This is a genomic window from Streptomyces sp. NPDC046821, assembly GCF_040645335.1.
Classification (GTDB): Bacteria; Actinomycetota; Actinomycetes; order Streptomycetales; family Streptomycetaceae; genus Streptomyces.
Genome location: NZ_JBEYYB010000005.1, coordinates 175233 through 194560 on the forward strand (window position 1 = coordinate 175233; position 19328 = coordinate 194560).

At 70.5% G+C, this 19328-nt stretch carries 18 protein-coding genes and 1 riboswitch; of the genes, 12 read left to right on the top strand and 6 right to left on the bottom strand.

The window, feature by feature from the left end; all coding sequences use genetic code 11:
- Positions 1-19: 19 nt before the first annotated feature.
- The 6 genes from ABZ893_RS11715 (at position 20) to ABZ893_RS11740 (ending at position 6518) form a co-directional block, all read left to right on the top strand.
- On the top strand, positions 20-1234 hold the full coding sequence (locus ABZ893_RS11715) for an Ig-like domain-containing protein (protein WP_361400649.1): 1215 nt from the start codon (positions 20-22) through the stop codon (positions 1232-1234).
- A 209-nt stretch (positions 1235-1443) separates the two neighbouring features.
- On the top strand, positions 1444-2610 hold the full coding sequence (locus ABZ893_RS11720) for an Ig-like domain-containing protein (RefSeq protein WP_361400652.1): 1167 nt from the start codon (positions 1444-1446) through the stop codon (positions 2608-2610).
- 87 nt (positions 2611-2697) lie between these two features.
- Positions 2698-3465, top strand: coding sequence for an enoyl-CoA hydratase-related protein (locus ABZ893_RS11725; RefSeq protein ID WP_361400655.1), 768 nt, complete (start codon positions 2698-2700; stop codon positions 3463-3465).
- Between the two features lie 167 nt (positions 3466-3632).
- Positions 3633-4241, top strand: coding sequence for an ATP-binding protein (locus ABZ893_RS11730; RefSeq protein ID WP_361401320.1), 609 nt, complete (start codon positions 3633-3635; stop codon positions 4239-4241).
- 310 nt (positions 4242-4551) lie between these two features.
- On the top strand, positions 4552-5337 hold the full coding sequence (locus tag ABZ893_RS11735) for a polysaccharide deacetylase family protein (protein ID WP_361400658.1): 786 nt from the start codon (positions 4552-4554) through the stop codon (positions 5335-5337).
- Positions 5334-6518: a hypothetical protein gene (locus tag ABZ893_RS11740; protein ID WP_361400661.1), complete on the top strand. Its 1185-nt coding sequence runs from the start codon at positions 5334-5336 to the stop codon at positions 6516-6518. The genes ABZ893_RS11735 and ABZ893_RS11740 overlap by 4 nt, the downstream gene beginning before the upstream one ends.
- Positions 6519-6527: 9 nt before the next feature.
- Here ABZ893_RS11740 and ABZ893_RS11745 read toward each other — a convergent pair whose 3' ends face one another.
- On the bottom strand, positions 6528-7166 hold the full coding sequence (locus tag ABZ893_RS11745; protein ID WP_361400664.1) for a GNAT family N-acetyltransferase: 639 nt from the start codon (positions 7164-7166) through the stop codon (positions 6528-6530).
- Between the two features lie 58 nt (positions 7167-7224).
- Between ABZ893_RS11745 and ABZ893_RS11750 the strand changes: the two genes are divergently transcribed.
- The 5 genes from ABZ893_RS11750 to ABZ893_RS11770 all read left to right on the top strand — a co-directional run bounded on the left by ABZ893_RS11750 (position 7225) and on the right by ABZ893_RS11770 (position 13148).
- Positions 7225-8142, top strand: coding sequence for a MerR family transcriptional regulator (locus tag ABZ893_RS11750; RefSeq protein WP_361400667.1), 918 nt, complete (start codon positions 7225-7227; stop codon positions 8140-8142).
- Between the two features lie 42 nt (positions 8143-8184).
- Entirely contained in the window at positions 8185-8400 is a 216-nt protein-coding gene (locus tag ABZ893_RS11755; RefSeq protein ID WP_361400671.1) for an EF-hand domain-containing protein, read from the top strand.
- A gap of 33 nt (positions 8401-8433) precedes the next feature.
- Positions 8434-9477 (top strand): helix-turn-helix transcriptional regulator, encoded by a 1044-nt coding sequence (locus ABZ893_RS11760; protein ID WP_361400674.1) that lies wholly within the window; start codon positions 8434-8436, stop codon positions 9475-9477.
- Positions 9478-9612: 135 nt separating this feature from the next.
- On the top strand, positions 9613-12327 hold the full coding sequence (locus tag ABZ893_RS11765) for a M4 family metallopeptidase (protein ID WP_361400677.1): 2715 nt from the start codon (positions 9613-9615) through the stop codon (positions 12325-12327).
- Between the two features lie 161 nt (positions 12328-12488).
- Positions 12489-13148, top strand: coding sequence for an NAD(P)-binding domain-containing protein (locus tag ABZ893_RS11770; RefSeq protein WP_361400680.1), 660 nt, complete (start codon positions 12489-12491; stop codon positions 13146-13148).
- A 22-nt stretch (positions 13149-13170) separates the two neighbouring features.
- Here the strand turns inward: ABZ893_RS11770 and ABZ893_RS11775 are convergent, their stop codons facing one another.
- The 5 genes from ABZ893_RS11775 to gcvT all read right to left on the bottom strand — a co-directional run bounded on the left by ABZ893_RS11775 (position 13171) and on the right by gcvT (position 18210).
- The gene (locus tag ABZ893_RS11775) at positions 13171-13722 is read right to left on the bottom strand and encodes a glycoside hydrolase family 25 protein (RefSeq protein ID WP_361400683.1); all 552 of its coding nucleotides are present in this window, start codon (positions 13720-13722) and stop codon (positions 13171-13173) included.
- A 103-nt stretch (positions 13723-13825) separates the two neighbouring features.
- The gene (locus ABZ893_RS11780) at positions 13826-15211 is read right to left on the bottom strand and encodes an L-serine ammonia-lyase (protein WP_361400685.1); all 1386 of its coding nucleotides are present in this window, start codon (positions 15209-15211) and stop codon (positions 13826-13828) included.
- Positions 15212-15343: 132 nt separating this feature from the next.
- Positions 15344-16606 carry a serine hydroxymethyltransferase gene (glyA, locus tag ABZ893_RS11785; RefSeq protein WP_361400688.1) on the bottom strand — a complete coding sequence of 421 codons (1263 nt, stop codon included), beginning with the start codon at positions 16604-16606 and terminating at the stop codon, positions 15344-15346.
- 13 nt (positions 16607-16619) lie between these two features.
- Positions 16620-17003, bottom strand: coding sequence for a glycine cleavage system protein GcvH (gcvH, locus tag ABZ893_RS11790; RefSeq protein ID WP_361400691.1), 384 nt, complete (start codon positions 17001-17003; stop codon positions 16620-16622).
- 91 nt (positions 17004-17094) lie between these two features.
- A complete protein-coding gene (gcvT, locus tag ABZ893_RS11795; RefSeq protein WP_361400694.1) occupies positions 17095-18210 on the bottom strand; it encodes a glycine cleavage system aminomethyltransferase GcvT in 1116 nt (371 codons plus the stop codon).
- A 160-nt stretch (positions 18211-18370) separates the two neighbouring features.
- Positions 18371-18474: riboswitch (glycine riboswitch) on the bottom strand.
- A 202-nt stretch (positions 18475-18676) separates the two neighbouring features.
- Here gcvT and ABZ893_RS11800 point away from each other — a divergent pair.
- On the top strand, positions 18677-19315 hold the full coding sequence (locus tag ABZ893_RS11800; RefSeq protein WP_361401321.1) for an AAA family ATPase: 639 nt from the start codon (positions 18677-18679) through the stop codon (positions 19313-19315).
- Positions 19316-19328: the final 13 nt, after the last annotated feature.

Consider the following 19328-nt stretch of genomic DNA (forward strand, 5'->3'; position numbering starts at 1 on the left):
GACCGTCGTTGGGCCCGGCGTGACAACAGCTCTGAGACGCGCAGGGGCCACGCTGGCCGCCGTACTGACCTGGGGAGCGGTGCTGACCGGAGTCTCCGGATGCTCCGCCACGGACGAACTGCTCGGCAAGCCGAGATCACCCGAGGACGCCATCCGGGTGGACCCGGCCGACGGGACCAAGAACGTGCGGGCCGACCGCCCGTTCGAGGTGAGGGTCCCGGACGGGCGGCTCGAGTCGGTGAAGGTCGTCAAGCTGGAGGACGCGCAGGAGATCCCGGTCCCCGGCCGGATCGACGACGACGGCATGAGATGGCGTCCGGCGGCCGGTGAACGGCGGCTCGCGCTGGCCGCCAAGTACACGGTGGACGCCGTCGCGCTCGACGGGCACGGCCGCCGCTCGGCCCGCCACACCACGTTCACGACGTCCGTCCCCGACGAGCGGTTCATCGCCTACGTCTCTCCGGAGGACCGCACGACGGTCGGCACAGGCATGATCGTCTCGCTGGAGTTCAACCGGGACATCGACGACGCGCAGCGCGCCGCCGTCGAGCGCGCCGTCCACGTCACCGCGAGCCCCGCCGTCGAGGTCGCCCCGCACTGGTTCGGGAAGACCCGGCTCGACTTCCGCCCGCGCGACTACTGGAAGCCGGACACGAAGGTCACCGTCGACCTGGGACTGCGCGACGTGGAGGCGGCGCCTGGCGTGTACGGGATGCAGAACAAGACGTTCGCCTTCACCGTGGGCCGCAGCCAGACCAGCGTCGTGGACGCGGCCGCGCACACGATGCGGGTACGGCGCGACGGCCAGCTCCTCGAGACGATCCCCATCACCGCGGGGGCGCCGAAGACCACGACGTACAACGGCAAGATGGTCGTCAGCGAGATGCTCGAAGAGACCCGCATGAACAGCCGCACCGTCGGCCTCGGCGGCGAGTACGACATCCCTGACGTGCCGCACGCGATCCGGCTGACGACGTCGGGCACGTTCCTGCACGGCAACTACTGGGGCGGCGACGTCTTCGGCAACACCAACGCGAGCCACGGCTGCGTGGGCCTGAGGGACGTGAAGGGCGGCAGCTCGGCGACGCCGGCGGGCTGGTTCTTCGACCGCACCCTCGTCGGTGACGTCGTCGAGGTGGTGAACAGCAAGGACAAGACGGTCGCCCCGGACAACGGACTCGGCGGCTGGAACATGTCGTGGAAGGACTGGACCGCGGGCTCGGCCGTGCGCTGAGCCCGCCGCTCCGGCCGCCCCAGCGCGCCCACCGCCGTTTCCGTACCGGCCAGTTGGGACTGAACGGTGACATAGCCGGGGATCCATCACTGCAGGTCGTGTGGTTATCTGGCGGTGGGCGCGCCAGGACGCGCCGGGGGTGCGGGCCTGACCGGCCGTGCGCGAGGGGAGACAGGAACGTGAACGGGCGACGACCGATAACGGGGGCTTTGCTGGGGGCCGCTCTGCTGCTGGCCACCGCGTGCGGCGGAGGCGGCGGCGCGGCCGCGGGGGACGGGAAGGGCGGCGGCGCTGGCAAGCGGGACACCAACAAGCCGTCGCAGGCCGTGCTCACGGTCACCCCGAAGGACGGGGCGGACGGGGTGGCCACCAGCGGGGACCTGCGGATCACGGCGGACAAGGGCAAGCTGACCGAGGTGAAGGTCGCCGACACCAAGGGCAACCCGGTCGAGGGCCGGATCGCCGACGGCGGCGCCAGCTGGACGCCGGCCCATCATCTGGCCGCCTCCACGAAGTACAAGGTGCACGCGGTCGCCGAGGACTCCGCGGGCCGCGCGTCGGCGAAGGACGTCGCGTTCACGACGCTGGTCCCGCAGAACACGTTCATCGGGATGTTCACCCCGGAGGACGGCTCGAAGGTCGGCGTGGGGATGCCGTTCTCGATCCACTTCACGCGGGGCATCACGCACCCGGAGGACGTGGAGAAGGCCATCGAGATCAAGACGGAGCCCTCCGTGCCCGTCGCGGGCCACTGGTTCGGCAACGACCGCCTCGACTTCCGCCCAGAGAACTACTGGGCCGCGGGCACCAAGGTCACCGTCAAGCTCAACCTCGACGGCGTCGAGGGCCGGCCGGGCGTCTACGGCAAGCAGGCCAAGACCGTGACGTTCACGGTCGGCCGCAGCCAGGTCTCCGTGGTCGACGCCGACAAGCACATGATGACGGTCACCCGTGACGGCAAGGTCCTCAAGAAGGTCCCGGTCACCACGGGCAAGCCCGGCTACACCACGTGGAACGGCCGGATGGTCATCAGCGAGAAGCTCCGCGTGACCCGCATGAACGGCGAAACGGTCGGCTACGGCGGCGAGTACGACATCAAGGACGTGCCGCACGCGATGCGCCTGACCACGTCCGGCACGTTCATACACGGCAACTACTGGGGCGGCGACGCCTTCGGCAACTACAACGCCAGCCACGGCTGCGTGGGCCTGCGCGACGTGCGCGGCGGTTACGACAAGAACGTTTCCGCGGCCTGGTTCTTCGACAACTCGATGATCGGTGACGTCGTCGAGGTGAAGAACGCGCACGACAAGACCGTGGCCCCGGACAACGGCCTCAACGGCTGGAACATGTCCTGGGAGAAGTGGAAGGCCTGACCCTTCCGCCTGTACGTGAACGAGGCCCGGCGCACTGTGACCAAGTGCACCGGGCCTCTTCCGTTGACGCGAACTAACCTGCTCCCCATGACTGCCTACCTCGAAGTCGCCGAAGGCGTCGGCACGATCCAGCTGGACCGGCCGCCGATGAACGCCCTGGACATCGCCACGCAGGACCGCATCAAGGAGCTCGCCGAGGAGGCCTCGCGCCGCGACGACGTGCGCGCCGTGGTCGTCCGGGGCGGCGAGCGGGCGTTCGCCGCGGGGGCGGACATCAAGGAGATGCAGGTCATGGACCACGCGGCCATGATCGTGCGGTCCCGCGCGCTGCAGGACTCCTTCACGGCCGTGGCCCGTATCCCCAAGCCGGTCGTCGCCGCGGTCACGGGTTACGCGCTCGGCGGCGGCTGCGAGCTCGCGCTGTGCGCCGACTTCCGGATCGCCGCGGACAACGCGAAGCTCGGCCAGCCCGAGATCCTGCTCGGCCTGATCCCGGGCGCCGGCGGCACCCAGCGCCTGTCGCGCCTGATCGGCCCCTCCAAGGCGAAGGACCTCATCTTCACGGGCCGTCAGGTGAAGGCCGACGAGGCCCTCGCCCTCGGCCTGGTGGACCGTGTGGTGCCCGCCGCCGAGGTCTTCGAGGCGGCACACGCCTGGGCCGCGAAGCTCGCGCAGGGGCCCGCGCTCGCGCTGCGCGCCGCGAAGGAGTCCATCGACGCGGGCCTGGAGACGGACCTCGACACCGGCCTCGCGATCGAGCGGAACTGGTTCGCGGGCCTCTTCGCCACCGAGGACCGCGAGCGCGGGATGCGGAGCTTCGTCGAAGAGGGTCCGGGCAAGGCGAAGTTCCTCTAACTGGCGCCGTTCGGCGTCGAGTTGACGGCTCGTCCGGCTGTGGTCCCTCGTTGGGGCGGTTTATCGGAGCCTTAAGGGAACCTTAAGGATTCGCCATCGCGCGTGACCGGTATTCGGCCCCGATCGAGGGTTTTTCGCAGCTCAGGCGGTGTACGGCCAGGGACTAACTGCCAGCGGCATATGCCGATCAGAACCCCCGGAATGGAAGGTTCCGGGGGGTGTATTCGGCGGGAACGGCCCCGGAAACCGCTCTGGGCAGCCATGATGGGGGCATGGCGGGGCTGGAGGGTATCGAACAGCCGCGGCGGCACGGGAGTGCTACCGCGGCGCGCTGGTCGCCCGCGGTCGAGGACGAACGGGCGCTGAAAGCGCTGGAGTTGTTCGGGAACCCGACCGAGGCGGAAGTGTCATTGCCGTCCCTGCCCGAGTCGGCGGCGACCGCGCGCAGGCTCGCCCAGGTGGTCGTGCTGCGGCACTGGGGGCTCTCGCCGAAGCTGACCGAGGATGCGGTGCTGCTCGTCTCCGAACTCGTCGGCAACGCGGTACGGCACACGGGCGCCAGGAGTTTCGGGTTACGCATGGCCCGCAGACGCGGCTGGATCAGGGTCGAGGTGCGGGACCCCTCGCGCGGCCTCCCCTGTCTGATGCCCGTCCATGAGCTCGACATCAGCGGGCGCGGGCTTTTCCTCGTCGACAAGCTGTCCGACCGCTGGGGCGTGGATCTGCTGCCGCGCGGCAAGACCACCTGGTTCGAGATGCGGGTCGGCGACCGCTGAGCAGTCCGCTGGGGGCGCAGCGCCGTGGGGGTGGCACACGAAAGCCCCCGTTTTCGCCTTGTGGGGCGCCGCGGGGGCTTCCGTGGAGCGCCGTGGAAGGTGGGGTGTGGTCCACGGCGGCAGGTGACGACCGAGCCCGGGTCAAGGGAGGTCGTGCATCCGACTATGGCAGACGGGGCCCGGTCAGGCCAAATGAATCCTCGGTTACGTCAGGTGTCGACCTGTTAATTAAAGATTTATTACAGGGACCGTCCAGTATTTGTTAAGACCCCCGGGTTGATAAGCCCCTTTCGGCGTGCATCGCCCTTAAATGGGGCGGGTGACCACGACCGACCGCCGCGGAGCGCTCCGCATCGGCGCCGGACTCACCGCCGCCGCCCTGACCACCGGCTGCTCCACCACCGCCCACGAACCGGCGGCCGCCGGGCACTCCACGCGCCCGGACCACCCCGCCCGCGCCGCCCCGCCGGCCCCGGCGCCGCGCGCCTTCCCCGGCCTGCCCGCGCAGATCGACCACGGCCCCGGTGACCGGAAGCAAGTCGCCCTAACCTTTCACGGACAGGGCGACCCGGCCATCGCGAACGCGGTCCTCAAAGAGGCCGAGAAGGCGCACGCCAAGGTGACCGTCCTCGCGGTCGGTACCTGGCTCGACGAGCACCCCGCCGTCGCCCGCCGCATCCTCGACGGCGGCCACGACCTCGGCAACCACACCCTCCACCACATCGGCATCAACACGATGACCGAGGCCGAGGCACGGGCCGAGATCACCGGCTGCGCCGACCGGTTGCGCAAACTCACCGGATCCATCGGCACCTGGTTCCGGCCCTCCCGCGCCCCCCGCGCGAGCGCCCTCGTCGAGCGCGTCGCCCGCGAAGCCGGCTACCCGCACGTCCTCTCGTACGACGTCGACTCGCTCGACTACACCTCGCCGGGCGCCGCCGCGGTGACGCGGAACGTCACCTCCAAGATCCGCGCCGGATCGGTCGTGAGCCTGCACTTCGGCTACGCGGACACGGTCGCCGCGCTCCCCGCCCTCCTGGAAGACCTCGACCGCCGCGGCCTGACCGCGGTGACCACCACGGAGCTGCTGACATGACACCGCGCCGGACCCGTACCACCGCAGCACTGATCGCCGCCGTCACCGCACTCGCCGGGCTCGCGGCCTGCGGCACCGACTCCAAGAAGCAGACCGGCCAGGCGACCCACACCCAGGGAGCCGTGAAGCCCGCCACGCCCAAGGCGATGCAAGGGCTGCCCGGGATGCCGCCCGTCCTCGACCCGAAGGACATCTACGCCGCCGACCGGCCCGGCAACCTGTCCCCGGTCGTCAAGGACTTCCCGTCCCGCGTCTACGTCCCCAACACCGAGTCCGACACGGTCACCGTCATCGACCCCAAGACCTTCAAGGTCATCGACACGATCCGGGTCGGCCGGCAGCCGCAGCACGTCGTGCCGTCCTGGGACATGAAGACGCTGTGGGTCAACGACGACAAGGGCAACACGCTCACCCCCATCGACCCCAGGACCGGCAAGGCCGGCAAGCCGGTGGACGTGCACGACCCGTACAACCTCTACTTCACGCCCGACGGCAAGTACGCCGTGGTGATGGCCTCGCTCGACCAGGAGCTGGTCTTCCGCGACGCGCACACCATGAAGACGGTCAAGACCGAGCCCGTCTCCTGTTACGGCGTCAACCACGCCGACTTCTCGGCCGACGGGCGGTACTTCATCGTCTCGTGCGAGTTCAGCGGCGAACTCCTCAAGGTCGACACCGCCAAGATGAAGGTCGTCGCCCAGCAGAAGCTCCCGTTCGGCGGCGCCATGCCGCAGGACGTCAAGCTCTCCCCGGACGGCAAGACGTACTACATCGCCGACATGGTGGCCAACGGCATGTGGGTCCTGAACGGCGACAAGTTCACGACCCCCAAGCTCCTGCCCACCGGCAAGGGCGCCCACGGCCTCTACATCAGCCGGGACTCCCGCGAGATGTACGTGTCCAACCGCGGTGAAGGCAGCATCTCCATCTTCGACTTCGCCAAGAACCGGCTCACCAAGAAGTGGCGGCTGCCCGGCGGCGGCAGCCCCGACATGGGCGGCGTCTCCGCCGACGGCAAGACCCTGTGGCTCTCGGGCCGCTACAACTCCGAGGTCTACGCCATCGACACCCGCACCGGCGAGGAGCTCGCCCGCATCCCCGTCGGCAACGGCCCGCACGGCCTCGCCGTGTACCCGCAGCCCGGCCGCTACTCCCTCGGCCACACCGGCATCTTCCGCTAGGACCTGTCGTCACCCGATGAACAGCGCCTCCGCGCCCACCGGACGGTAACCGGCCGCCTGGAACGCCCGCACACTGCGGGCGTTCCCCGGCGACTGCTGGGCCCACACCGGCTCGCCGGCCGGCACCAGATGGCGGGCCGCCACCGCGAGGAGCCGGCCGAGGCCCCGGTGGCGCACGTCCTCGTCGACCTCGATCGCCGTCTCCCAGCGGCCCGCGACCCCGCGCCCCAGCACGAGCACCCCGCCGTCCGCCGCCCACACCCGGACGTCGTCCCGGCGCCCTCGCGCCCGCGTGACCCGAGGGTGGTCCGGGTCCGCGAACTCCTTGAGTATCAGCGGCGGTTCACACGGCAGAGCCTGCGCCACCGTGAGCAGATCTGTCGTGTCGTGACGGCGCCCCGTCCGGTCCTGGAGCGCGCCGAGGAACCGCGGATTCATCGTCGCCGCCAGCGGATCGCAGTCCAGACCGGCCAGCGTCTCGTGCACCCAGCGCGGGTCCTCGTCCGTGAACACCACCGAGTGCGCGGTGAACGCGAGCACCCCCGCGTCCCGGCGGTCCGCCTGCGGCACCACGGTCGTGCTCCCGTCCGGCGGCGGGAACACGCCTCGCGCCGCGTCGTCCAGAATGTCCCGCAGTGAGCGCGGCATGACGTTCCCCCTCGGCTCGCTTGAGTCTCCACCCACTGGAAGGCGCAGACTCCCTCACATGATCGACGACGGCCCGCGGCGGCTCACCATCGGGCAGCTGTCCCGGCGCACCGGCCTGTCGGTGCGCACCATCCGCTACTGGTCCGACGTGGGCGCCCTGCCACCCGTCGGACGCAGCTCGGGCGGCTACCGCCTGTACGACGCGCAGTCCCTCGCCCGGCTCGAACTCATCCGCACCCTGCGGGAGTTGGGCCTCGGCCTGGACGACGTACGCCGGGTGGTGGACGGGGAGGCGGACATCGCGTCGGTGGCCGCCGCGCACGTGGCCGCCCTCGACGCGCAGATCCGCGCGCTGCGGCTGAACCGGGCCGTCCTGTCGACCGTCGCGAAGAGGAAATCGACCGCGGAGGAGATGGGCCTGATGAACAAGCTGGCACGGCTGAGCGCCGCCGAGCGCAAGCACATCATCGACGACTTCATGGAGGAGACCTTCGGCGGCATCGACGCCGCCGACCCGGACATCCGCCACCGGATGCGGGTCATGGTCCCCGACCTGCCCGACGACCCGACCTCCGGACAGGTCGACGCCTGGGTGGAGCTGGCCGAGCTGATGCAGAACCCCGGCTTCCGGGCGCACATGCGCCGGATGATCGAGTTCAACGCCGCCGACCGGGGACCCGACGTGCCGCCGGGCAGCTCACTGTGGTTCATGAGCCGACTCGTCCAGCTCGCCGGGGAGGCGCTGGAGCGCGGCGTCGCCCCCGAGTCGCCCGAGGCGGCGGAGGTGCTCCTGGGGCTGCTCGGCCGAGACGCGGACCTGGTGGCCGTACTGGAGCGGATGGAGGCCGCGGGCAACGAGGATGTCGCGCGGTTCCGTGACCTGGTGTCCCTGGTACGGGGGGTCGAGACACTGCCGCGGCACAACGCGGAGTTCGCGTGGGTGGTCGCCGCACTGCGGGCGCGGACCGGCGGTTAATCTGACCTCCGTCAGTGTTACAGCAAGAAGGGGTGGACCCCGGTGGCGGACATCGAGGAAGCACGCAAGGCGTTCGAGCGGTTCGACGCGAACGGCGACGGCTTCATCACGGCGGCCGAGTACAAGAGCGCGATGGCTCAGATGGGCGACTTCAACGTCACCGAGTCCGTGGCCGAGGCCCTCATCGCCCGGCAGGACACCAACGGGGACAAGGTCCTCTCGTTCGACGAGTTCTGGGCGAACCTCAACAAGGCCTGAGCCCTGAGAGCCCAGCCACGTCCGCGAGGCCCGGTGCCAGGTGCGCCGGGCCTCGCGGACGACTCGCTGCTCACCCTCCTCGGGCTCGGCCCGGAGGAGGACGCCGTCTACCGCCTCCTGGTGGACCGGCCCGACAGCGAACCGGCCGCCCTGGCCGGCCCCGGCGACGCCCCCGACGGAGTCGACCGCGCCCTCGGCCGCCTCGTCGAACGCGGCCTCGCCAGCGCCGAACACCGCGACGGCACCGTGCGCTACCGCGCCGCCTCACCCGTCCTCGCGCTCGGCCCGCTCCTGGAATCCCGCCGGGCCGCCCTGCACCGCGTCGAGTCGCTCGTCGGCGACCTCGCCGAACGGCACCGCTCCGCCCAGTCCCACGCGCCCGTCGAGGTGCTCTCCGGAGTGCTCGCGATCCGGCGCAGGCTCCTGGCGATGCAGCGTCAGGCACGCCACGAGGTGTGCTCGTTCGTACCCTCCGTGGTGACCCAGGTGATCTCCGCCGAGGAGAGCCTCGACGAGGTCGAGACCGAGGCGATGGCGCGCGGGGTCGTCATCCGCGCCGTCGTCGAGCGCGGCTGCCTCGAACGGCCGGAGATGGCGCGCGCCCTCGCCCATGTCGTCACGCAGGGCCAGCGGATCTCCGTCGTCGAGGAACTGCCGGTCAAGATGGTCCTCGTGGACCGCGCCGTCGCGCTCCTGCCGCTCGACCCCGAACGCGACGAGCCGGAACCCGTCGCCCTCGTCGTGCACCGCAGCGGCCTGCTCACCAGCCTGCAGTCCCTCTTCGAGCAGCACTTCGCCCAGGGCCGCCGGCTCGACGCGGACGGCGTCGACGGATCCGCCGGCGGCCGTGAACTCGACCCCATAGACCGGCAGATCGTCGCCCTGCTGCACGTCGGCCTCACCGACGCGGCCATGGCCCGCCAACTCGGCATGGGCCACCGCACCGTGCAGCGCCGGCTGCACGCCCTGATGGAGCAGGTCGGCGCGGCGACCCGCTTCCAGCTCGGCTGGCACGCGGCCCGCGCGGGATGGCTGGACGGCGAAACTGCCAACTCGGTTCCCCCTCAGGGTGCTTGAGGCGGATTTACGCCACGGCGTGTTCGCGCCTGCACCTTCCCCTGTTCCTGCGGCGCACCCACCCGACAGCATCGGACCCGTCAACCGAGCGGGGCGCACGCGTCCCGGGTGCAGGCGTGTGATGGGGAGGGTTCTGTGAGACGAACGAGGATCCGGCAGATGCTGGCGACCGGTGTGGTCGTCGCCGCCACGGGATCGGCGCTGCTGGTCGCGCCGGCGTGGGCGGACGACGACCCCGGCGCCACCACCACGCCCCCTGCCGCCACGGCCCCGGCCCCGGTCGCCCCGGCGATGACGAAGGGCCTGGGCGACGGCCCGCGCGAGGGCACCCCCGCCGAGGCCGCCCGCGCCCACCTCAAGGCCCACCAGGACACGTACAAGGTCCCTGTCTCCGACCTGAAGACGCTCAGGACCACCAAGAACGGCGGCCAGTCCGCCGTCCGCTTCGGCCAGGAGCACAACGGCGTCCCGGTGTTCGGCGCCGAGTACGCCGTGCAGACCGAGGAGGCCGACGGCGGCCAGCAGATCACCTCCGCGACCGGCACGCTCTACACGAACATCACGGTCTCCACCACGCCGACCGTCTCCAAGGAGACCGCCGAGCGGCGCATGTTCACCCTCGACGGCAACCTCGCCCGCGTCGAGGGCGCGAAGACCGCCGCGCACGGCCTCACCGTCCTGCCCGACGGCCACGGCGGCAAGCTGACCTGGCACTTCACCGTCACCGGCGCCCACACCGACGGCAGCCCGGTCCGCCAGGAGGTGTACGTCGACGCGAGCGTGGGCGGCATCGCGCTCTCGTACAACAACATCGACGCCGCCGACGCGTCGCCCGTGGAGGGGACGGGCGTACGCGTCGACGGCAGCGAGGCGAAGCTGAACGCCGACAAGGAGGCCGACGGCTCGTACACGCTCGTCGACTCGACGCGCGCCATGTACGCGAAGACCGGCGGCCAGATCCGCACCTACGACGCCAAGCGCAAGAGCTACCTCGACGTCGCGGGCGGCCCCGTCACCGACGACGTGCCGCTGGTGAAGTCGGACAGCGACCGCTTCGACGGCGCCAACACCACGTCCGGCGCGGTCGACGCCCACTACAACGCCGCCAAGGTCTACGAGTTCTACAAGGACGAGATCGGCCGCGACGGCATCGACGGCAAGGGCGGCAGCATCTACTCCGTCGTCAACGTCTCGAACGGCGGCAAGGACTACGCCAACGCGTTCTGGGACGGCTCGAAGATGGTCTACGGCCACATGAACGGCGTACCGCTGTCCGTGGGCCTCGACGTCGTCGGCCACGAGATGACGCACGGAGTCACCGAGCACTCCGCCGGGCTCGTCTACCTCAACCAGTCGGGCGCCCTCAACGAGGCGATATCCGACTACATGGGCAACGCCATGGAGACCGCCGACAAGGGCGTCGCGATGAGCGACCCGAACTCCGGCCTCATCGGCGAGTACCTGTGCAACGGCACGAAGCCGCTGAAGGACTGCGCGCTGCGCGACCTCAACGACGGCCGTAACGCGCAGAAGGACTACAAGCCCATCACGCTCGACATCGACAACGGCGGAGTCCACGCCAACTCCACCATCGTCGGCGGCGCGATGTGGGACATGCGCAAGAACATCGACCCCAAGCTCGCGGACCGGATCGTCTACCGCGCCGCGCAGAACTACCTGACGCCGCTGTCCGGCTTCACCGACATGCGCAACGCGGTCACCCTGGCCGCCAAGTCGCTGAAGGTGTCCGACGCCGACATGGCCGCCGTCACCAAGGCCTTCGACGACCACGGCATCGAGAAGGGCTGGGAGCTGAAGGGCGGCACCCACGACGGCCAGACCCTCGCCGCCGACGTGCTGCCCGCCTACGAGGTGTACGGCGGCGTCGACGAGCAGGCCGCGCAGATCAACGGCGACGTGTACGCCATCGGCCACGGCGACCCGGTCGCCTGGAACGAGGGGTCGGCCGCCTTCGGCATCACCGTCGGCCGCTTCAGCAAGCAGGAGGGTTCGTCCGACCACGAACTCGCCCAGAAGGACGCCTACCTGGTCGACCCGTCGATCGACAAGGACCGCGTCGTCTTCACCCGGATCTCGGCCGACGGCATCGGCATCTACGGGGCCGGCGACAAGGGCCAGGGCGAGATCAAGAAGATCGTCGACGCCCCGGACGCCGACGAGACCGAGCCAGTCACCGACAACGGCTCCCTCGCCTACATCCGCACCACGGCCGACGGCGAGCAGGACGTCATCCTCCGCAAGGCCGACGGCACCACGGTCAACGTGACGCCCGACGCCGGCACCTACGCCTCCCACCTCGCCATGAAGCACGGCACGATCGCGTGGGCGGGCGACGACGGCACCTGGGTGTACGTCTACGACATCGCCAAGGGCACCACGCAGAAGAAGCGCATCGGCGGCTTCCTCTTCAACTACGTCTCGGACATCCAGATCACCTCGGGCCGCGTCTTCTGGCGCGAGACCGGCGGCTTCCTGATCCCGAGCACCTACTTCACCGTCGCCCCGAGCGACGACCTGAGCAAGGCCGCGCACATGCGCACCCCGCAGAGCACGTACCTCGCCCAGTTCTCCGCCACGGACGACTACTTCGCCTACTCGACGTACGACGTCTGGGGCGCGCTCGGCTCCTGGAACGGTCCGATGAAGGCGCGGGTCGCCAAGACCGACGACGCCGTCGCGGGCCTCAACACCTACACCCGTATCTCCTGCTCCTCCGGAGCGCAGCTGGCCCCGTCCCTCGGTGACGGCCAGCGTGCGGTGTGGCTGGACACGGGCGCCGCGTCGACCGACGTGGTCACCCGGGCCACGTTCGCCGGCACCTGCCAGTAACCCGACCGGCCTTCCCAGCGGGGGCGCCCACCGGTTCTCCGGCGGGCGTCCCCGCGCCGCGTGCGGGGAGCGACCCGAATGGCGGGCAGGCCCGGAACAGGGTCACCGGGTCGCCCGTTGACCGCTGTGTCATCCCGCACGTACCTCCGGAAGGGCACGACATGAAGATCGGCATCATCGGCGCCGGGAACATCGGCGGCAACCTCACCCGTCGTTTCACGGCGGCCGGCCACGACGTGTCGGTGGCCAACTCGCGCGGCCCCCAGACCCTGCGCGCGCTCGCCGAGGAGACGGGCGCCACGCCGGTGACGGTGGCCGAGGCCGCCCGCGGCGCCGACGTCGTCGTGATCACGATCCCCACGAAGGCCGTCCCGGGCCTCCCCGACGGACTCCTCGACGACGCCCCCGACAACGTCGCCGTCGTCGACACCGGCAACTACTACCCGCAGCAGCGCGACGGCCGCATCGTCGCCATCGAGGAGGGCGTCCCCGAGAGCCGCTGGACCGAGCTCCAGCTCGGCCATCCGGTGGTCAAGGCCTTCAACACCACCTTCGCCCACGACCTCCTCGACAGGCCGCGCCCGAAGGGCGACCCCGAGCGCATCGCCATGCCGGTCGCGGGCGACGACGAGGCCGCCAAGGCCCTCGTACGCGTCCTGATCGACGGGGCCGGCTTCGACACCGTCGACACGGGCGGCCTCGACGACTCCTGGCGCCAGCAGCCGGGCACCCCGGTCTACGGCCTCGCGGCGGACGCGGACACCGTCCGCAAGGCCCTGGCCGACGCGTCCCCGGAGCGCACGGCTGAGTGGCGCGCCTGAACTCCCGTACAGCGAGGGCGCGTTACGGGGTGGCCCAGTCCCGTAGCGCGCTCTTGCTCGTGAAGGCAGCGACGTCCTTGTCGAGCGGGTGGTCGGTGTACTGGTGGAAGCGCCAGCTCGCCTTGATGCGCGGATGTCCCGCTGTCACGTAGTCGGCGATCCAGAGCCCGTCACCGGCGTACGACGTCGTGTCGATGTTCAGCCAAAAATTCCTGTTTGTGTACAGGAGGACCTTGTGGTGCGGGCGGAGGCGTTTCACCTCGCGGATGAAACGGTCCTTCTCGGCATTGCTCGCGTGCGTTCCCTCGCTGGTCGTCTCCCAGTCGACGGCCAGCAAGTCCCCTGATTTCTCCGGGGCCTTGCTCACGAAGTACTCGGCCTGCGCCGTCAGGTTCCCCGGCCACAGGAAGTGGTAGAAGCCGACGACGCAGCCCGCGTCCCGGGCGATCTTCGTCTGGCCGGCAAGGCGTGGATTGACGTAACTGCGGCCCTCCGACGCCTTGATGAAGACGAACGACAACCCGTCGGTGTCGAACGACTTCTGATACGCGCTCACATCGACGCCACGCAACATACGGAGGCCTTCCGTTCGGTGGGGGTGGACGGCAAGGTTCGTCCTTAAGGTATCCCCACCGAGACCGGCCCCGATCGTGAACGGGCGGAGCCGGCCCGGGGCGTCAGCACTCGATGATGTTCACGGCGAGCCCGCCGCGCGCCGTCTCCTTGTACTTCACGCTCATGTCGGCGCCCGTCTCCTTCATGGTCTTGATGACCTTGTCGAGGGAGACCTTGTGGCTGCCGTCGCCGCGCATCGCCATGCGCGCCGCCGTCACGGCCTTCACGGCGGCCATGCCGTTGCGCTCGATGCAGGGGATCTGCACGAGGCCGCCGACCGGGTCGCAGGTGAGGCCGAGGTTGTGCTCCATGCCGATCTCGGCGGCGTTCTCGACCTGCTCCGGGGTGCCGCCGAGGACCTCGGCAAGCGCGCCCGCCGCCATCGAGCAGGCGGAGCCGACCTCGCCCTGGCAGCCGACCTCGGCGCCGGAGATCGAGGCGTTCTCCTTGAAGAGCATCCCGATGGCGCCCGCGGCGAGCAGGAAGCGGACGACGCCCTCGTCCTTCTCCTCCTGCGAACCGCCGTTCGCCACGAAGTTGATGTAGTAGTGCAGGACGGCGGGGATGATGCCCGCGGCGCCGTTGGTGGGCGCCGTCACGACGCGGCCGCCCGCGGCGTTCTCCTCGTTGACCGCCATCGCGTAGAGGGTGATCCACTCCATCGCGCGGAGCTGCGGGTCGCCCTCGGCGCGCAGCTGGCGGGCCGAATTCGCGGCGCGGCGGCGGACCTTGAGGCCGCCGGGCAGGATGCCCTCGCGGGACATGCCGCGCGAGACGCAGGCCTGCATGACGCGCCAGATGTCGAGCAGGCCCGCGCGGATCTCGTCCTCGGTGCGCCAGGCCTTCTCGTTCTCCAGCATCAGCGAGGCGATGGACAGGCCAGTCTCCTTGGTGAGGCGGAGCAGCTCGTCACCGGTGCGGAAGGGGTACTTCAGGGACGTGTCGTCGGGCACGATCGGGTTCTCGCCCGCGACCGCGTCCTCGTCGACGACGAAGCCGCCGCCCACGGAGTAGTACGTCTTCTCCAGCAGGAGCGTTCCTTCACCGTCGTACGCGAGGACCGTCATGCCGTTGGCGTGGTAGGGCAGGGCCTTGCGGCGGTGCAGGACGAGGTCGTCGTCGAACGCGAACGGGATCTCCTGGACGCCGAGCAGGCTGAGCCGCCCGGACGACTTGATCGTCTCGACGCGCTCGTCGGCCTTCTCCACGTCCACGGTGCGCGGCGACTCGCCCTCCAGGCCGAGCAGGACGGCCTTGGGGGTGCCGTGGCCGTGTCCCGTGGCGCCGAGCGAGCCGTAGAGCTCGGCGCGGACCGACGCGGTGTGGGCGAGCAGGCCCTCGTTCTTCAGCCGGCGCGCGAACATGCGGGCCGCGCGCATCGGGCCCACCGTGTGGGAGCTGGACGGGCCGATGCCGATCGAGAACAGGTCGAAGACCGAGATGGCCACGGGGTAACTCCTAGCTGGGTTTCGGCGGACGCCGTTGTCCACCGGGGGCGTAACACGGGGGCGGGGCACCGCTCTCACTTGTCCAGTGTGCGCGATGCCCCGAAAACCTCGTACGAACAAAAGAGAACGAAACTACTTCAGTCCGGGGTAGAGGGGGTGCTTGTCGGCCAGTGCGGTGACGCGGGCCTTGAGGGCGGCGGCGTCGTACTGCGGCTTGAGGGCCTCGGCGATGATGTCGGCGACCTCGGTGAAGTCGTCCGTCTGGAAGCCTCGGGTGGCGAGGGCGGGGGTGCCGATGCGCAGGCCGGAGGTGACCATCGGGGGGCGGGGGTCGTTCGGGATGGCGTTGCGGTTGACGGTGATGCCGACCTCGTGGAGGCGGTCCTCGGCCTGCTGGCCGTCCAGCTCGCTGTTGCGCAGGTCGACCAGGACCAGGTGCACGTCCGTGCCACCCGACAGGACGTCCACGCCGGCGGCCTTGGCGTCGTCCTGGACGAGGCGTTCGGCGAGGATGCGGGCGCCGTCCAGGGTGCGCTGCTGGCGCTCCTTGAACTCGTCGGAGGCGGCGACCTTGAAGGAGACGGCCTTGGCGGCGATGACGTGTTCGAGGGGGCCGCCCTGGAAGCCGGGGAAGACCGCGGAGTTCAGCTTCTTCGCGAAGTCCTTGGAGCGGGCCAGGATGATGCCGCCGCGGGGTCCGCCGAGGGTCTTGTGGGTGGTGGAGGTGACCACGTCCGCGAACGGCACCGGGTTGGGGTGCAGTCCGGCGGCGACCAGGCCGGCGAAGTGGGCCATGTCGACCCACAGGAGGGCGCCGACCTCGTCCGCGATGCGGCGGAAGGCGGCGAAGTCGAGGTGGCGGGGGTAGGCGGACCAGCCGGCGATGATGACCTTGGGCTGGTGTTCCTTGGCGAGGCGCTCGACCTCGGCCATGTCGACCAGTCCGGCGTCGTCGACGTGGTAGGCGACCACGTTGAACTGCTTGCCGGAGAAGTTCAGGCGCATCCCGTGGGTGAGGTGGCCGCCGTGGGCGAGGTCCAGGCCCAGGATGGTGTCGCCGGGCTGGGCGATGGCGAAGAGGGCGGCCTGGTTGGCGGAGGCGCCGGAGTGGGGCTGGACGTTGGCGTACTCGGCGCCGAACAGTTCCTTGATCCGGTCGATCGCGATCTGCTCGGCGACGTCGACGTGCTCGCAGCCGCCGTAGTAGCGGCGGCCGGGGTAGCCCTCGGCGTACTTGTTCGTGAGGACGGAGCCCTGGGCCTCCATGACGGCGACCGGGGCGAAGTTCTCCGACGCGATCATTTCCAGGGTGGACTGCTGGCGGTGCAGCTCGGCGTCGAGGGCCGCGGCGACGTCCGGGTCCAGCTCGTGCAGCGGGGTGTTCAGGAGCGACATGATCGAGAGGTCCCTAGTTGTCGGAGCCGGAGAAAGCGGCGTACTCGTCCGCGGAGAGCAGGTCCTTCGGCTCCTCAGAGGCGCGGACCTTGAACAGCCAGCCGCCCTCGAAGGGGGCCGAGTTCACCAGGGACGGGTCGTCCACGACGTCCTGGTTGGCCTCGACGACCTCGCCGGAGACAGGGGAGTACAGGTCACTGACGGACTTGGTCGACTCGAGCTCGCCGCAGGTCTCGCCCGCGGTCACCGTGTCACCGACCTCGGGGAGCTGGGCGTAGACCACATCGCCGAGCGCGTTGGCCGCGTACTCGGTGATGCCGACCGTCGAGACGCCGTCCACGGCGCCCGACAGCCACTCGTGCTCCTTGCTGTAACGCAGCTGCTGGGGGTTGCTCATGATCTGAATTCTCCTGTACGCGGGTGGGTGCTGCGGAACGAGAGGGGTGTGCGCTGGGTAACTTCCGGCGCCCCCGTGACGTCGGGCGGAACTACTTCTGGCGCTTGTAGAACGGCAGCGCGACGACCTCGTACGGCTCGTGCGAACCGCGGATGTCGACGCCGACGCCCTCGGTGCCGGGGGCGGCGTGCGCCGCGTCCACGTAGGCGATCGCGATCGGCTTGCCCAGGGTGGGGGAGGGGGCACCCGAGGTGACCTCGCCGATGACCTTGCCCTCGGCGACCACGGAGAACCCGGCGCGCGGCACCCGGCGGCCCTCGGCGATCAGGCCGACGAGCTTGCGCGGGGGAGCGGTCTCGGCGCGCTCGGCCGCGGCCTGGAGCGCCTCGCGCCCGACGAAGTTCCCGGGCTTCTCGAACTTCACGACGCGGCCGAGACCGGCGTCGAAGGGGGTCAGCGCGGTCGTCAGCTCGTGCCCGTACAGCGGCATACCCGCCTCCAGGCGCAGCGTGTCGCGGCAGGAGAGGCCGGCGGGGACCAGGCCCACCGGCGCGCCCGCGTCGGTCAGCGCCTGCCACAGCTTCTCGGCGTGCTCCGGGGCGACGAACAGCTCGAAGCCGTCCTCGCCGGTGTAGCCGGTGCGGGCGATGAGCGCGGGGACGCCGGCGACGGTGCCGGGCAGGCCCGCGTAGTACTTGAGGCCGTCCAGGTCGGCGTCCGTGAGGGACTTCAGGATGCCGGGGGACTCGGGGCCCTGGACGGCGATCAGGGCGTAGGCGTCGCGGTCGTCACGGACCTCGGCGTCGAAGCCGGCGGCACGCTCGGTGATCGCGTCGAGCACGATCTGCGCGTTGCCCGCGTTGGCGACGACCATGTATTCGGTCTCGCCCAGGCGGTAGACGATCAGGTCGTCGACGATCCCGCCGTCCTCCTGGCAGATCATGGTGTAGCGGGCGCGGCCGAGACCGATCGTGGACATGTTGCCGACGAGGGCGAAGTCCAGGAGCTCGACGGCCTGCGGCCCGGTGACGGTGATCTCACCCATGTGCGAGAGGTCGAAGAGGCCCGCCTTGGTGCGTACGGCGTTGTGCTCGTCGCGCTCGCTGCCGTACCGCAGCGGCATGTCCCAGCCCGCGAAGTCGGTCATCGTGGCGCCCAGCGAACGGTGCAGCGCGTCGAGGGCGGTCTTACGGGGGGCGTTGCTCATGAGTGGTGCTCCAGGATCCCAGGGCATGACGGACGACGTCGATGGTGGCCCTCCCCATCTGTCATCGGAACCTGAGAGGTTCGCCGGCGCCACACAGAAGCGGCGTCGCGACTTGCACCTTGGGTGGAGCGGCCCGGGGCCGCCCGCTTTTCAGATATGCCTCGCCCGCGCGGTTCGGGGCCTGAGAGATTCAAGGGAGGAACTTGCTCCTTCGGCGCCCCCGGGGACGCGTAGGCGTCCGGGGAGCTCTCCCGCGCGGATTCAAGCGGCCTGTATGCAGTTGTCAGTGCTCTTGGCGGCCACATCATCGCATGCCCGCCGTCCGGCGGAACCACTTGTCCGTCATTACCGTCTCTTTACACTTGGCGGGGCAGCAAAAGGGGCAGTCGACGGTGCAGTCGTGGCGGGACCGGAGCCGGGAGGGGCGATCACGGTGCAGAAGGCAGTCGCGGGCGCGTGTGCGGCGGTGGGGGCCGCGGAGCGCGCGGTGCCGGGTCAGGGGGCGGCGGCAGGGCGCGGGCCCGTCGTCAGGGATCTGCGCGGCAGAGGGGGCCGCACCCCGCGCCGCCTCGGCTTCGCGCCGGGCGACCTCGTCGTCGTCTCGGGCCTGCCGGGCAGCGGCAAGTCCACCCTGATGAGCCGCGTGGTCGAGGCCGGGGGAGCCGTGCGCATCGACTCGCAGGACACGCGTGACCGCTGGGCGGCCCGGGTGCCGCGGCTGCTCCCGTACGCGCTGTACCGCCCGCTCGTGCGGCTCGCGCACTTCGCCGGGCTGCGGCGGGCGCTGCGCTCGGGCGGCAGCGTCGTCCTGCACGACTGCGGGACGCAGCGCTGGGTGCGGAGCTGGCTGGCCAGGGAGGCCGGCCGGCGCGGCGTCCGGCTGCACCTGATGCTGCTCGACGTCGACGCGGGCACGGCCCTCGCCGGGCAGCGCGACCGCGGCCGGGGCGTCTCGCGGTACGCCTTCGCCCGGCACCGCCGCGCGGTCGCCGCCCTCGTGAGCTCCGCCGAGCGCGGCGACCTGCCGCGCGGCTGCGCCTCCGCCGTCCTGCTCGATCGGGACGCGACGGACGTGCTGACGGGGATCGGGTTCGAGGGGAGCTGATGAGCCGTACCGG